Source organism: Pedobacter foliorum (assembly GCF_013266735.1).
Classification (GTDB): domain Bacteria; phylum Bacteroidota; class Bacteroidia; order Sphingobacteriales; family Sphingobacteriaceae; genus Pedobacter; species Pedobacter foliorum.
In genome coordinates, this window is sequence record NZ_JABSNU010000005.1 from 251,763 (window position 1) to 265,655 (window position 13,893).

General features: G+C 37.6%; 11 protein-coding genes and 3 tRNA genes. 9 read left to right on the plus strand and 5 right to left on the minus strand.

Going from position 1 to position 13,893, the window contains the following annotated elements:
- Positions 1-15: 15 nt before the first annotated feature.
- Positions 16-450, minus strand: a complete 435-nt coding sequence (locus HQN83_RS12710; protein WP_173090726.1) for a CBS domain-containing protein — start codon at positions 448-450, stop codon at positions 16-18.
- A gap of 204 nt (positions 451-654) precedes the next feature.
- On the opposite strand from HQN83_RS12710, the gene HQN83_RS12715 reads away from it, so the two are divergent.
- The 3 genes from HQN83_RS12715 (at position 655) to HQN83_RS12725 (ending at position 6,054) form a co-directional block, all read left to right on the plus strand.
- The gene (locus tag HQN83_RS12715; RefSeq protein WP_173090727.1) at positions 655-1,974 is read left to right on the plus strand and encodes an NfeD family protein; all 1,320 of its coding nucleotides are present in this window, start codon (positions 655-657) and stop codon (positions 1,972-1,974) included.
- Between the two features lie 27 nt (positions 1,975-2,001).
- Complete coding sequence (locus HQN83_RS12720) at positions 2,002-2,802, plus strand: slipin family protein (protein WP_173090728.1); 801 nt, start codon at positions 2,002-2,004, stop codon at positions 2,800-2,802.
- A gap of 93 nt (positions 2,803-2,895) precedes the next feature.
- Positions 2,896-6,054 carry a sugar-binding domain-containing protein gene (locus HQN83_RS12725; RefSeq protein ID WP_173090729.1) on the plus strand — a complete coding sequence of 1,053 codons (3,159 nt, stop codon included), beginning with the start codon at positions 2,896-2,898 and terminating at the stop codon, positions 6,052-6,054.
- On the opposite strand, the gene HQN83_RS12730 is transcribed toward HQN83_RS12725, so the two are convergent.
- The 4 genes from HQN83_RS12730 to HQN83_RS12745 all read right to left on the minus strand — a co-directional run bounded on the left by HQN83_RS12730 (position 6,055) and on the right by HQN83_RS12745 (position 8,157).
- On the minus strand, positions 6,055-6,519 hold the full coding sequence (locus tag HQN83_RS12730) for a DUF6265 family protein (protein WP_173090730.1): 465 nt from the start codon (positions 6,517-6,519) through the stop codon (positions 6,055-6,057).
- 66 nt (positions 6,520-6,585) lie between these two features.
- Complete coding sequence (locus HQN83_RS12735; RefSeq protein ID WP_173090731.1) at positions 6,586-7,383, minus strand: helix-turn-helix domain-containing protein; 798 nt, start codon at positions 7,381-7,383, stop codon at positions 6,586-6,588.
- Positions 7,384-7,408: 25 nt separating this feature from the next.
- Positions 7,409-7,759, minus strand: coding sequence for a DUF1622 domain-containing protein (locus HQN83_RS12740; RefSeq protein WP_173090732.1), 351 nt, complete (start codon positions 7,757-7,759; stop codon positions 7,409-7,411).
- 2 nt (positions 7,760-7,761) lie between these two features.
- On the minus strand, positions 7,762-8,157 hold the full coding sequence (locus tag HQN83_RS12745) for a hypothetical protein (RefSeq protein WP_173090733.1): 396 nt from the start codon (positions 8,155-8,157) through the stop codon (positions 7,762-7,764).
- A gap of 162 nt (positions 8,158-8,319) precedes the next feature.
- Between HQN83_RS12745 and HQN83_RS12750 the strand changes: the two genes are divergently transcribed.
- From HQN83_RS12750 to HQN83_RS12775, 6 genes are all read left to right on the plus strand, one after another.
- Positions 8,320-9,213 carry an aldo/keto reductase gene (locus tag HQN83_RS12750; RefSeq protein ID WP_173090734.1) on the plus strand — a complete coding sequence of 298 codons (894 nt, stop codon included), beginning with the start codon at positions 8,320-8,322 and terminating at the stop codon, positions 9,211-9,213.
- Between the two features lie 761 nt (positions 9,214-9,974).
- Positions 9,975-10,048 (plus strand) — tRNA-Pro (locus HQN83_RS12755).
- 54 nt (positions 10,049-10,102) lie between these two features.
- A tRNA-Pro gene (locus tag HQN83_RS12760) sits at positions 10,103-10,176 on the plus strand.
- 54 nt (positions 10,177-10,230) lie between these two features.
- A tRNA-Pro gene (locus HQN83_RS12765) sits at positions 10,231-10,304 on the plus strand.
- Between the two features lie 382 nt (positions 10,305-10,686).
- A complete protein-coding gene (locus HQN83_RS12770) occupies positions 10,687-12,822 on the plus strand; it encodes a right-handed parallel beta-helix repeat-containing protein (protein ID WP_173090735.1) in 2,136 nt (711 codons plus the stop codon).
- Positions 12,823-13,160: 338 nt separating this feature from the next.
- The gene (locus HQN83_RS12775) at positions 13,161-13,892 is read left to right on the plus strand and encodes a hypothetical protein (protein ID WP_173090736.1); all 732 of its coding nucleotides are present in this window, start codon (positions 13,161-13,163) and stop codon (positions 13,890-13,892) included.
- The last annotated feature ends 1 nt before the right edge of the window (position 13,893 follow it).

Below are 13,893 nucleotides of genomic sequence, written 5' to 3' on the forward strand. Positions count from 1 at the left end.
ATGTTCAATGATTTGCTATTTGCTATTTGAGATATAATGTTCCAGATTTCCAATAATAAACTCTTGCTCCTCAATAACGTATTTCACTACATCACCAATAGAAATAATACCTGCTAATTTACCATCATCTATTACAGGTAAGTGTCTGATGTATTTATTTGTCATTATCCACATGCAGTCTTCAATGGTGCTATCTGAAGATACTGTAAGTGGGTTTTCGGTCATGATTTCGCTAATTGGTATTTCTTTTGAAGACTTTCCTTTTAGAATTACCTTTCGGGCGTAATCTCTTTCCGTAAAAATTCCAATGAATTTTTCGTGGTCCATAACTAAAAGCGACCCAATGTTTCTTTCAAACATTAATTCCAGCGCTTCAAATACTGTAGTGTCTGGGCTTACAAAGGCAGGTGAAGTGGTTTTTCCTTGTAAGATGTTTCTAACTTTTCCCATAATTGAACTCCTTTCTGTAGCAGATTTGGATTGTATCGTATCAATAGGTTGGTCATATTAAAGTTAACTTAAAATTCACTAATAAAAGAATAATAGGCTGTAAAATTTAAGCATTCTGTGTGATGATTTTTACATTGTTTGTCGTTGATTTTCAGTATATTTATATGTTCTTTCTAGTGAATCTACAACATAAAAGTGATTCAAATGTTTTCCATAATACAACATAAAAAAGTAAGTGTGAAGAGTAAGCTGTTATTCTTGTTTTTTCTTGCCTTTTTTCCACTGGTATTGGAAGCACAAAAGGTTGTGTTGATAAAGATTGATGGTGCAATCAATCCGGTTTCGGCTTCCTTTATCCACGATGGAATTGAAAAGGCCCATAAGGAAAAAGCAGCATGTCTTGTTATTCAGCTAAATACGCCGGGCGGCTTATTGCAATCTACAAGAGCCATTGTTAGTGATATTTTGATGTCTCCGGTTCCCGTAGTTGTTTATGTTTCTCCATCTGGCTCACATGCCGGCTCTGCCGGAGTTTTTGTTACACTTGCAGCACATATTGCTGCCATGGCGCCTGGAACCAATATTGGTGCTGCACATCCGGTTAATTTTGTTGGTAAAACAGATTCTGTAATGAATATGAAAGCCACCAATGATGCCGCCGCATTTATCAGGAGTATTGCTGAAAAACGAAAACGGAATCTCGAGTGGTCAGAAGATGCAGTAAGGAATAGCCTATCTATCACTGAAAATGAAGCACTCAAAAAAAATGTGATCGATTATATCGCACCAGATGAAAACGCTTTACTTAACCAGATAAATGGTCGCACTGTAACACTTAATTCAGGTAATGTGGTATTGCATACAAAAGGAGCCAAAATTGAATATGTGGAGATGAGTGCTTCTGAGAAATTGCTCGACTTTATCAGTAATCCTGATATTGCCTATCTTTTACTAATGCTGGGCATGGTTGGAATATACTTTGAATTGTTCAATCCAGGGGCTGTGTTACCGGGAGTGGTTGGGGTAATTAGCTTGATTCTTGCCTTTTATGCCATGAATACTTTACCTGTAAATTATGCAGGACTAATGTTAATCATCTTTTCTCTGGTTTTATTCTTATTAGAAATTAAAGTGGTTAGTCATGGGGTGTTGGCAATTGGTGGCGTAGTTTCCCTTTTTCTGGGCTCTGTAATGCTATTTAAGTCAAGTTCTTCATTGGATATGATCAAAGTATCTGTCGGAATCGTTGTTTCGGTTACTGTAATTAGCACTGTTTTCTTTCTCGTTGTAATTGGTTTAGGTCTAAAGGCTCAGAAATTAAAAACAGTAACAGGAATTAATATTTTGCTTGGACAAACCGGAGAGACATTGAGCATGCTTGATCCTCAGGGACAGTTACAGGTAAATGGAGAGGTGTGGACAGCTGAATCAATAAAGGGAACAATAAATAAAGGTGAATTAGTAAAAGTAATAAAGGTTAAGGGGCTTACATTGTTTGTGGAGCCAATGAGCCATGTCGTTTAATTTTATATTTAACTAAAAGGAGGATTTATGTTTTACAATGTGTTTAGTCTGGTGCTCATTTTTTTTGCTATTCTGGTACTTTCAAGTGCAATTCGTATACTTCGTGAATATGAACGTGGAGTTGTGTTTCGTTTAGGTCGTGTGCTCGATAGGGGAGCAAAAGGACCGGGACTGATTCTTTTAATTCCTTTTATTGATAAAATGGTAAGGATATCTCTACGTATTGTAGTAATGGATGTGCCACCTCAGGATGTGATCACTAGAGATAATGTTTCTATAAAGGTTAATGCGGTAATCTATTTTAGGGTAGTAGATCCTCAAAAAGCTGTTGTAGAGGTAGAGAACTTTTTGGTTGCTACTTCGCAGTTTTCGCAAACCACATTGCGTAGTGTGCTTGGGCAGTCTGAGTTGGATGACTTACTTTCTCAGCGTGATAAGATAAACCTGCATTTGCAACAGATCATCGACTTAAAAACGGAGCCATGGGGAATAAAGGTTACCACAGTTGAGGTAAAACAAATAGACCTGCCTCAGGAAATGCAACGTGCAATGGCTAAACAAGCCGAAGCAGAACGCGAAAGAAGATCAAAAGTAATTTCTGCTGAAGGTGAATTTCAGGCCTCACAACGTTTGTCTGACGCTGCAAAAATTTTAAGTGAACAGCCGAGTGCATTAACATTACGCTATTTGCAAACACTTCGTGAAATTGCCACAGAGAATAATTCGACTACTATTTTCCCTGTTCCGATAGATCTGTTGAAGCCTTTTATGCAGCCATCCGTGGAGATTCATCCTAAAGAAGAAACTAAGCCCGAAGCTGATGTTTAAAAAGTAAGAAAGTCCATCAATTAAAACAAAATGTCCATTCGTTGAAGCTTTAGTTCATGTAAGTTTGCTTTTATTGCCAAGTTATAGATCATCATGAATTTAAAGTCTTTATTTACTTTTTGTGCCTTCCTTTTAATTATTCAATCTGGTTTTTCACAGCAGAACCTTTCAGTTGCAGGTTCATGGAAATTTCAATTAGACCCTGATAAAAAGGGTGAAAAGGAGCAATGGTATCAAAAGCAACTTGGAGACAATATTCAGCTACCCGGTACAACGGACGAAGGGAAAAAAGGACTAAAAACCACAGGTGCAGATTATGGTGTTCTATCCAGAGCCTATAAATATATAGGTGCAGCATGGTATAGTAAGGAAATAATTATTCCGGCAGAATGGAAAGAAATGGACGTAGATCTTTTTCTGGAAAGGGTAATGTGGGAATCTAAAGTATGGGTTGATGACAAACAAATCAGCGTTAAGGATGCACTCGGTGTGCCACATGTACACTCATTAGGTAGATTAACGCCAGGGAAGCATCGCCTGACCTTGCTTATAGATAACAGCTTAATTTATAATATTGGAGATAAGGGGCACGCTTACACCGAGTACACCCAAAGTATTTGGAATGGTGTTGTGGGTAAAATTGAACTAAGGCCAAGCAAATCAACTCAGATTGTAGATTTTCAGGTGTTTGCGGATGCAAAAAGTAAATCTGTAGCACTCGACTTAAAAGTGAACAATCCTGTTCCAATGAAAGTTACTTATACCATTGTTGATTTGCAAACCGGTAAGCAAGTTTTTAAAGCAGACCAAACCTTATCAAAGGATACTCAACAGAAGCATAGCCTAAAATTAAATTTCCCTATTAAATTATGGGATGAGTTTACCCCCAATCGGTATAAGATTTCTGCTAAACTTCAAAATGGAAACCTAACGGTAGTTGATTTTGGGTTTCGTAGCATTAGCCATTCTACTTCAAAAATACTTGTAAATGAAGCGCCTGTATTTATGCGTGGAAACCTGGATTGTGTCCATTTCCCGCTTACAGGATACCCTTCTTGCGATGTAAAAGAATGGGAAAGAATCTTTAAAATTTATAAATCATACGGACTTAATCATGTTCGTTTTCATTCCTGGTGCCCACCTGAGGCAGCTTTTGAAGCGGCAGATAAATTGGGTATTTATATACAGGCCGAAACCATATGGATTGATTGGTGGATGACCGAACCGCCTAAGGATAGACCTGATATGAAAACTGAAGGGCTTCCTAATGGTCTTGGGAAAAATCCATCGGCAGATAAATATGTGCAGGCAGAACTTCAGCGGATGGTAGATACCTATGGAAATCACCCCTCATTTGTAATGTTGTGCATTGGTAATGAATTAGGTAATTCAGATTTCAATCAAATGCAGGAATGGATGAAAAAGATAAAGGTAAAAGACGACAGGAGACTATACGCTTTATCTACTGCAAGAACTATAATGCCAGTTGATGATTATTCTGTTACCCATAATATTCCAAATGTTGGTGGCACTTATAGTTTGCAGGGTGCTCGTTCAGATTATGATCTGGAAAAAAATTACTCTAAAAGCAGTATTCCAATTATTGCACACGAGGTTGGTCAGTTTCCGGTTTATCCATTATGGTCGGAGATAAACAAATATACAGGAGTTTTAAAAGCACGTAACCTGGAAGTTTGCAAGGAATCAGCAGTTGCTTCTGGATTGGAAAATAAAGATGTGGCTTTCCATAATGCGAGTGGAGCACTACAAAAGGTGCTGTATAAGAGCTTAATTGAGAATTTTTACCGTACACCTTCTTGTGCAGGTTTTCAAATGTTAAGCCTGCAAGATTATCAGGGACAAGGGGAGGCTTTGGTAGGCTGGCTTGATGTGTTTTATGACAGCAAAGGCACCACCTCTCCTGAGTATTTTAAGCAATACAACAATCATGTAGTTCCACTGGCAAGGCTTAAGAAATTTGTGTGGGAAAATACAGAAAGTCTTACCGCTTCATTAGAAGTAGCTAATTATGGCAAAGGAGATTTAAAGAATGATGTAAAATGGGAACTTATAGATGGCGAGAATAACAAAATTGGACAAGGTGTTGTAAAAGCTGCTTCAGTTAAAAGGGGAGAAGTTAAGACGGTTTCAGAAATCAATGTTTCATTAAGTAACGTAAGTAAGGCTACCAAAGCAAAACTTGTTGTCGGTTTGCCGGGCACATCTTACAGCAATGAATGGGATTTGTGGATATATCCTTCAGCTTTGCCTGATTTATCATCAGCTAAGGTTGTTGAAAGCGATCAACTTGATGATAAAACGCTGAGTGCATTAGAGGAAGGTAAAACGGTATTACTTTACGCCGCTAAATTGGGTAAGTCGGATAGTTTCAGGCCATTGTTTTTTACTTCTTTGTTTTGGTCAAATGTATTTTTCCCGGGTCAGGAGAATACTACACTTGGTGCTGTTATTGATGAAAAGCATGGTCTTTATAAGTATTTCCCAACACAAGGGTTTACTGATTGGCAATGGGAATCAATTAGTAAGGGCAGATCATTTAAACTGGCAAACTGGCCAAAAGATCTTGAACCTATTGCACAGCCAATCAGTGATTTCCATATTAATGAGAAATTGGGTTCTCTGTTTGAGTGTCGTGTTGGAAAGGGTAAGCTCGTAATTTGTGGTTACGATATACAGGGGAGTAAAAGCCCTGTAGCAAAACAGTTAAAATACAGTATGTTGAAGTATATGGAGAGCAATGCTTTTGATCCAAAAGTTAGCGTTGATACCACCCTTCTAAAAAGCAGTTTCCCATTAATTAAAGAAGCTGAAAGTAAAGTGCCTATACCGGCTGCATTTGCAGATGCGCTACTATATGTTAAAGCAGAACCCGAAACTGCAATTTTAAAGCGAAATACTAAATATGAGCTTCGAGGTTCTGAAGATATTTGGCGCTGGGATAATAAAGCAGCCTGGTACGGTAAAAAATTAGAAATAGAAATTAATCCGCCTCAAGGTGTGATAGGTGAACTATTTATCCACTTTGACGACTGGAATAATGAAGGGCGTTTTGCTAAAATTTGGATAGAAGGCAGAGAATTTACCACAGGCAAACTAGATAAACAAGGTAAATGGATAAAGCTTTTTGTAATGAGAGAGGATACCAATGATGGTAAACTATCAATTCGTATCGAATCTCAGGCCGGAAGCAATGCAATGATAAGCGAAGTGGTATTTATGGAAAACAAATAGTTATTTAGCAGGAACGAAATTGTAATCTATACTTTCGCCATTTCCTGAAATGACAGCCTGTATGTTTTTACCTTTTCTTTTGTAACTAATTTTTTTAGGGAAATCATGTTGTGGGTTCTCGCATGTAAAACTGTCATTGCTTAGTTCTGTTAGTTTAAAGTAGGTTGGTTGCTTTTCGCCGGTAACCATAACTACATAGAAAATGTCATTTCCTTTTACACTGAATTCCAGATTTTCTACAAAAATGGTTTTTTTACCTTTTTGTGTAACACCCTTGCCGGTCAATTTAAGCGCTGAAGCTTTTGTCCATGTTTCATAACCCGATTCTCCAGATTGAGCATTTGTACGAATCCATTTGCCAACCAACCAATCTAGTTTTTTAAATTTCTGTTGATTGCTTTCCTGTCCGTAGGCAGAGGTTATCATTAAAAGTGCAGGAATAAGAAGTAGTAATCTTGTTTTCATAATGTTTTTTTAACCAAAGATAAGTGCCGTGTTTCGATTGGTATTGTACAAACCCGACAAGGCTATTTACTTATTCAAAAAAAAGTTGGCCATGTTTTTCTCCTCAAAGAAATAGGAGGAAGGGTCTTCTCCCGTAAAGGCTTTGAAATTGCGTATAAAATGCGATTGATCGTAGTAACCGGATTGATAAACGATTTCCGTCCAGCTGTTCTTTTTCGATTTGATCAGTTGAAAGATGTAATTGAACCTAATAATTCTTGAATAGTACTTAGGTGAAAGGCCTATATACTTTTTAAACAACCGTTCCAATTGTCGTTCACTTACTTGAGCAACGGCAATCATTTCTGCAACAGAAGCCATTCCATTTGAGCTGAAAATAAGCTCTAATGTATCTTTTAGTGGATTTATAGTCGCATTTTCACTAAGTTCTAAAAAGTAACCATCTAAAACCTGTTTCAGGTGGTGCTCATCTTTAAATGGTAATAGCTTTTCTTTTAGTGTTGCCAGTTCATGGTTTGGAAAAGTATCCAGATCAACAATTTTATCCAGATAATTGACCATGTTGAGGTTAAAGAGTTGTGTTAATGCTGCGGGCTTTAGTTTGATGGCAAATGAGCCTGTAGGCCCTGTATTTTCCAAATAAAAGTAGCTACTGATTTGTCCGGCCAGTAAATTTGGCGTTTGCACGTACCACTCACCATTGGTTTTTGCTTTGTAAACGCTCCCGTAATTGAATATAAGCTCAGTAAAACCATCAGGTACAATCTTTTCTACGTTGGGGGTCGGATCATCGTCCTGCATCATCCAATAGCATTCTATAAGGTGTTCCAATTGGGGGTGAGGGTCAATTCTGGTGAATTTCATACAACGAATCTATCCAAATAAGTTATTATTTATCTTGTTGTGGCTGATTTTGAGCTATATTTTCAATTTCCTTATTCAGGAAAAAGGATAAGCCTGTTCTTATGAGCACTGTACCTGCAAGTATTCCCAAATCCTCAAATGTTGGATTGAGAATGGTGTCAATAATATCTGATGCGATTAAAAATTCCAGACCTAGTAGCAGATAATAACCAACCTCAATTTTAATCTGGACAGTTTTTTCTAAAGAGAGGGAGCGGTTGAGTCGGCCAAATTCATTGCCAATAAATTTAAGTAAACCAAGGGCTGCTCCATAACAAATGATTGCTATGCTAACGTAACTTATAATGTGCGATATAGTTTGTAGTAGCTGCGACATTGTTACTCCATATATCCTTTGTTTTTTAATGATGTAAGGATTGCAGGCATACGTTCATCAAGAACAGTTACGATAATCACTCCGTATGTTCCTCTTAATGGATATGCTTTGATCGCTGCAGAATCTTTCAGAACCTGTATTTCTTTGATGTCACTTTGTTCTAACACTTTAATCAGGCCTGGTTTGATTGAATCCGTTTTCAAGTCCTGTGAAGCACACCATTCTACAGTTTTACCTGCGCCTTTGATAACATACAGGGGAGACTTCTTTGAAGGCCCACCAATTTGTGCTTTTGAATAAGAAGGTTTAGATTTTTTTGAAGTAAAAGACACTTGGGCTTGAGTCTCCAGGCAAAAGAAAGTAGTAGTGATAATTGCTAAAGGAAGTAAATATTTCATCTCTATTATTTTAAGGCTCATACTAAAGATACAATTTATGTATGCAATTATTAAATTTACTTATTGTATTACAACCTCTATTTTTTTAAAAATGAAAGTATTTTTTTGCTAAAATTTATATAGATTGAAGTAATGCTTAGATTTGAATTATAGAAAGAGAATATGCAAAAGATTTATATGGGAGATGCGGGACCAAAAGTGTCCCCAGCAGTTTATGGTTTTTATAGATGGGATGACGTTAAAGATGCCGATGCTACTTTAAAAAAGATTTTTCATTTGTGCATGGAGTTAGGTATTAACACCTTTGAACATGGCGATAGTCATGGCTCTGAGAGATGTGAATCTTTGTTTGGTGAACTACTTAAAGAGGGGGCTTTTAAAAGAGAAGAGGTTGTTTTGTTTAGTAAATGTGGATTAAGACTTCCTCATGCTCAAAATCCGGATATTAGAGTTAAGCATTATGATACCTCATCTGCTCATATTATTGCCAGCGTTGAGCGGTCATTAAAAAACTTGAAAACCGATTACATTGATATCTTTTTGTTAGACAGACTTGATCCAATTTCTAATTTGGAGGAAACTGCATTAACATTAGATAGGTTAAAAGAATCTGGTAAGATTAAAAATATTGGTGTAGCAAATTTCTCAGTTTTTCAGCACCAACTCTTAACGTCATACTTAACAAAGCCTATAGTAACCAATCATATTGAATTGAATCTTTTAAATATGCAGGCACTTGATAACGGTCAGATTGATTATATCAAACAACGTTACATGCGCCCATTAGCCTATGCTCCTTTAGCAGAAGGAAGAATTGCTGCCGGAATGGATGTACAGGCTGTTAAAGTGCGCGAGAAGCTAGAAGAATTGAGTGCTAAGTATAATGTTCACATTGAGTCATTAGCTGTAGCATGGTTGGTTAAGCTAGGTGCATTGCCACTTATTGGTACTACAAATGAACAAAGAATAAAAAATGCAGTAAATGCTTTTACCATTGAACTTGATCATCAGGATTGGTATGAGTTGTATAATGTATCTGTAGAAAATAGAGCTTAACACAAGTTGTAAATTATTTTTTTTTAAAAATAGTAGGTAATCTAATTTACAATTGTATCTTTGTTGTGAGAGCGTTAATTTAAGCGGGAGTGACCATCATGGTTTATTCCCGCTTTCTTTTTTTAGCCGATTTTTTTTCTGAAAATAGGCAGTAAGATTTCCATAGTTTTTATCTCTGTATCATGATTCAATGCCGAAATTTTTTGAGCATGGATTAAATAATATCATCATTTATTAAGGTGGATAAATTGGTCGGTACCCAGTCGATGCCGTTCTAATTTACCTGAGGAATCGACTTGGTACTGGTGCACACCTCTTGCGGACTTTCTGCGCAGCTTCTGCGAGAAAAAGTCCCTTTTTGTGCATGAGGTCCGCAGGATCTGCGCAGAAGCTACGGAGGAGGCCGGAGCAGCATAGCTTGGTGCGTACAACCAAAAGCGATAAGATTTGGTAATAGTTGAGTAAGGAGGGAGGATGTATTTTAGTGTTGTAGCTCAAATTGGTTGGTGCTACATCAAAAGCTTAATTTTTTTATGGTTTTTAAGTGGCTGATATTGAGGTGAAACCCAACTAATGGGTTCTAAAAGGATGTTTTTTAGTAGGAATTAGTGTTTTAATGTTTGCAAGGAAATGAATTATTTCTATTTTTGCAGCCTTGGCTGATGAAGCTGGGAATAAAAAAAAAGTAAAGTTAGCTTTTACGAAAATAAAGTTGTTACTTTGCAATCCCTTCGAAAAAGGGAAAAAAGAAGATACCAGTTCGGGGTGTAGCGTAGCCCGGTATCGCGCCTGCTTTGGGAGCAGGAGGTCGTAGGTTCGAATCCTGCCACCCCGACACAACTACTTAGATAAGTAGTTTAATATTGACCAGTAAAAACAGATACCAGTTCGGGGTGTAGCGTAGCCCGGTATCGCGCCTGCTTTGGGAGCAGGAGGTCGTAGGTTCGAATCCTGCCACCCCGACACAACTACTTAGATGAGTAGTTTAATATTGACCAGTAAAAACAGATACCAGTTCGGGATGTAGCGTAGCCCGGTATCGCGCCTGCTTTGGGAGCAGGAGGTCGTAGGTTCGAATCCTGCCATCCCGACTTAAAATGTTAAAACAGAAAAAAGAGGCCTTTGCCTCTTTTTTCGTTTATACAGCTCTGCAATGGTGGGAATTATTCGATATGTGACCGCTGTTTTCAATTTGCCTTTCACAGCAGGTAATTTAATTTCTAATATCTACTTTTTAAAATTTATCAATTGCTTAGGCATCTTAACCTTGTTAAGCGGGGTATGACTAGTATAATTGGTTCTTAACTTCACTATTAAATAATAATATTTAGTATTTATAATTATGTATGTACATTGGTGTATTGATCTTTGTAAGATCCTTATCTAGTGATAAATTTTGATTGCATGATTAACTTAATTATGTTAAAAACTCAACGACAATTAATATCGGTTAATGGACCAGATTGTTTTAGAATGCTCAGGTTCAAATTAGTCTTTAGCGTTCTTTTATCTTTCTTTACGCTGCAAGTATCGGCGCTTGATCTGTATGTATCAGTAAGGGGGAACGATCATTGGTCAGGTAAACTTGCAAAGGCCAATTCTGCAAACACTGATGGGCCTTTTGCCAGTATAACAGCAGCGAAAGAGGCGATAAGAAAATATAAAAACACCCATGTTTTAAATGAGCAGGTGACTGTTTTTATTGAGGAAGGCACCTATTTTTTAAGTGAAACCATAGAATTAAACCCAGAGGATTCGGGTAGCGAGAGGTATCCTGTAAAATACATAGGAAAAGGTAAGGGAGTTGTTTTTATTGGTGGTATTCCAATTGAGAAATGGGAAAGTGAAAATGGTTTATGGGTGGCCATATTGGATAAATCCCTCGTAAATCAGTATCATTTTGAGCAATTGTATATTGATGGTTTGCGCGCCCAAAGAGCCAGGACACCGAATCAGGGTTTTTATTCACCGAAAAACATAAAGGAAACTGTGCTGGAGAAAGGTACTGGGAGCGTAGCAGATAAGGCTGAGCAGCAAGTATATTTGAGGGCCGGACAATCGGATTGGCTTAAAAGTATTACTGGGTCTGAAATCAATAATGCCGTGGTTACTTTTTATCATAAATGGGATAATACACGTAAGTATATTGCTGATGTTAATCTTCAAGATTCCAGTCTCACCATAAAGGGCAAAGGGATGAAACCTTGGAATCCAATAAATGAAAAGTCACTTTATATTGCCGAAAATTTTAAAGCGGCCTTGGATACTGCCGGCGAATGGTATCTGGAACCATCCGGTAGGTTGTATTATATGCCTCTAAAAGATCAAAAAATGGATCAGGTTAGTGCATACGTACCTACTTTGCAGCAATTGCTGGTTATTAATGGTAATTCAGAACATCCGGTAAGTAATGTCAGTTTTCAAAACATTGCCTTTAAAGTGTCTGGTTATAAACTTCCTTTGCTAGGTCAGGATGCTGTGCAATTGGCGGCGCCAACATTGGCAGCTATTATGCTTGATTATGCAGATGGGGTTAATTTTATAAATTGTGAAATTGCAAATACAGGTGCCAACGCGATCTGGTTCAGGACTGGCTGTTTAAACAGTTCAATATCTCAAAGCTATATGCACGATTTAGGGGCTGGTGGTGTTAAGGTTGGTGTATTTGAGGTGCCTGCAAACCGAAACGAAGTTACCCGGAATATTACTGTTGATAATTGCATTATTCAATCGGGAGGCTACATATTTCCATGCGCGGCAGGTGTAGCGATTTTCCATGCGGCTGATAATAGGATCAGACATAACGATATTGGCGATTTTAGGTACACAGGTGTATCAGTTGGCTGGGTATGGGGATACAAGGAAAGTTTGGCAACGGGAAATGTAATCGAGTACAATCATATACATCACTTGGGTTGGGGCGAGCTCAGTGATATGGGAGGGGTATATACTTTAGGGATCTCACCGGGTACGGTGATTCGCAATAATGTTATCCATCATGTTTTTTCTTATACCTATGGCGGCTGGGGCTTATATACTGATGAAGGATCAAGCAATATTCTCATGGAGAATAATTTGGTTTATCTAACTAAAAGCACCGGCTTTCATCAGCATTATGGTGAAAATAACACCATTAGGAATAATATTTTTGCCTTCGGTAAAGAAGCACAGATACAATTGACCAGGCCAGAAGATCATTTATCATTTAGGCTAACTAATAATATCGTCTATTATAATCAGGGCGACTTGTTTCAAAAAAATATGAATAAATCGTGGGAGAAAACAATAACCCTTATTGATTCTAATGTGTATTGGAACAGCGCTAATCAGACTGTTGCTTTTCCTGACGGGAATAGTGGCGCATGGCAGGCTAAAGCGCATGATCTTCATTCGGTAATTGCAGATCCTGGATTTGTTAATGCTGACAAGTTTGATTTCCGCATTAAAAATAGGAAGTTAACAGATCGTATTGGCTTTAAGACTTTTGACTATAAGCAGGCGGGAGTATATGGAGGGGCTGCCTGGAAAAATAAGGCAAGCCTGTCGCAGGCAAAACAAAAAGCATTTGACCTGTTACTGGCAAATCAAGATATGAAGTTTAATGATTGATGGATAGGCCTTTAAATCGTAAGATTTAAAGGCTTCATTGTTTTATATAAATTAAAATAATTTTATATATTTGCATCCAATTCTTGATTTGTTAATCATTTAAATATCAAGGAATCATGACAGAGCATATCTACATATCGTCCCTTTCGCTCATTGCCTAAATAGGCGGTCAAATCCACTGTTTTATTGAATAATTAAGCGGTTGCATGAGTAACTCTTGCAATGTTTGTCTGCCCAATTTATGGGATTTTTCTGAGCACTTTTAAATGGGTATATCCTTACACAAGGACGAACTGAGATCAGAAATCAAATTCAATAAAAATTAAAATGAAAGTGTGATGCACACACAAGAATGGTCGTGCCGTATTAAATCGGTACGTCAGAAAAGACGACTCGTTAAAACTGATCGTGATAAGCAACTGATAAAGCTTGATAAACGGCGTACAGAGCTTTGGCAACAAAAGAAGCTTTTACCGCTGATACCATTAGAGCATCCTTATCAACGTGGCTGGAAACGGTTTTTTATACTTCGAGCAGACGTAAAACATAGCCCAAGGATGATGGTTTATGAAACACTGCTTGCGAAGATAAATACCGTTGAATACCATGAGGATAAGGAGTTTAAACGGAAGAAGCGACGTAAAAAGCGCTATGGATACGTGATGAAACAACAATTATTACGTGAGTTTTCCGCTTATAGCTGGCATGCTAACAAGATGAATCTAACAGAGGACGAAAAGGCTTGCTTTACCTGCGTTGAAACCTTTGATGTTAAAACCAGGTGCGTAAATATAAAATACGTATTTACTGAGCCTTGGCGATATAAGTTAAAAGTTGAACCCCGGATGGTTACGCATATAAAGTTGATGGATCTGGATATTGAAAGGGAACTATCATATATACGCGATCATATTGATAATCATAACCTGGCACCACGTATCAATTTGCTAACGCGAGGCAGAGGTTACCGTTGGAACGACTGGTTTTGCGAGCGTGATAAATATATTAACAAATTTAAAAACATACCTAGGTACAGCCCAAAAGAAGCTTATCTGGAATTAGAAACATAAA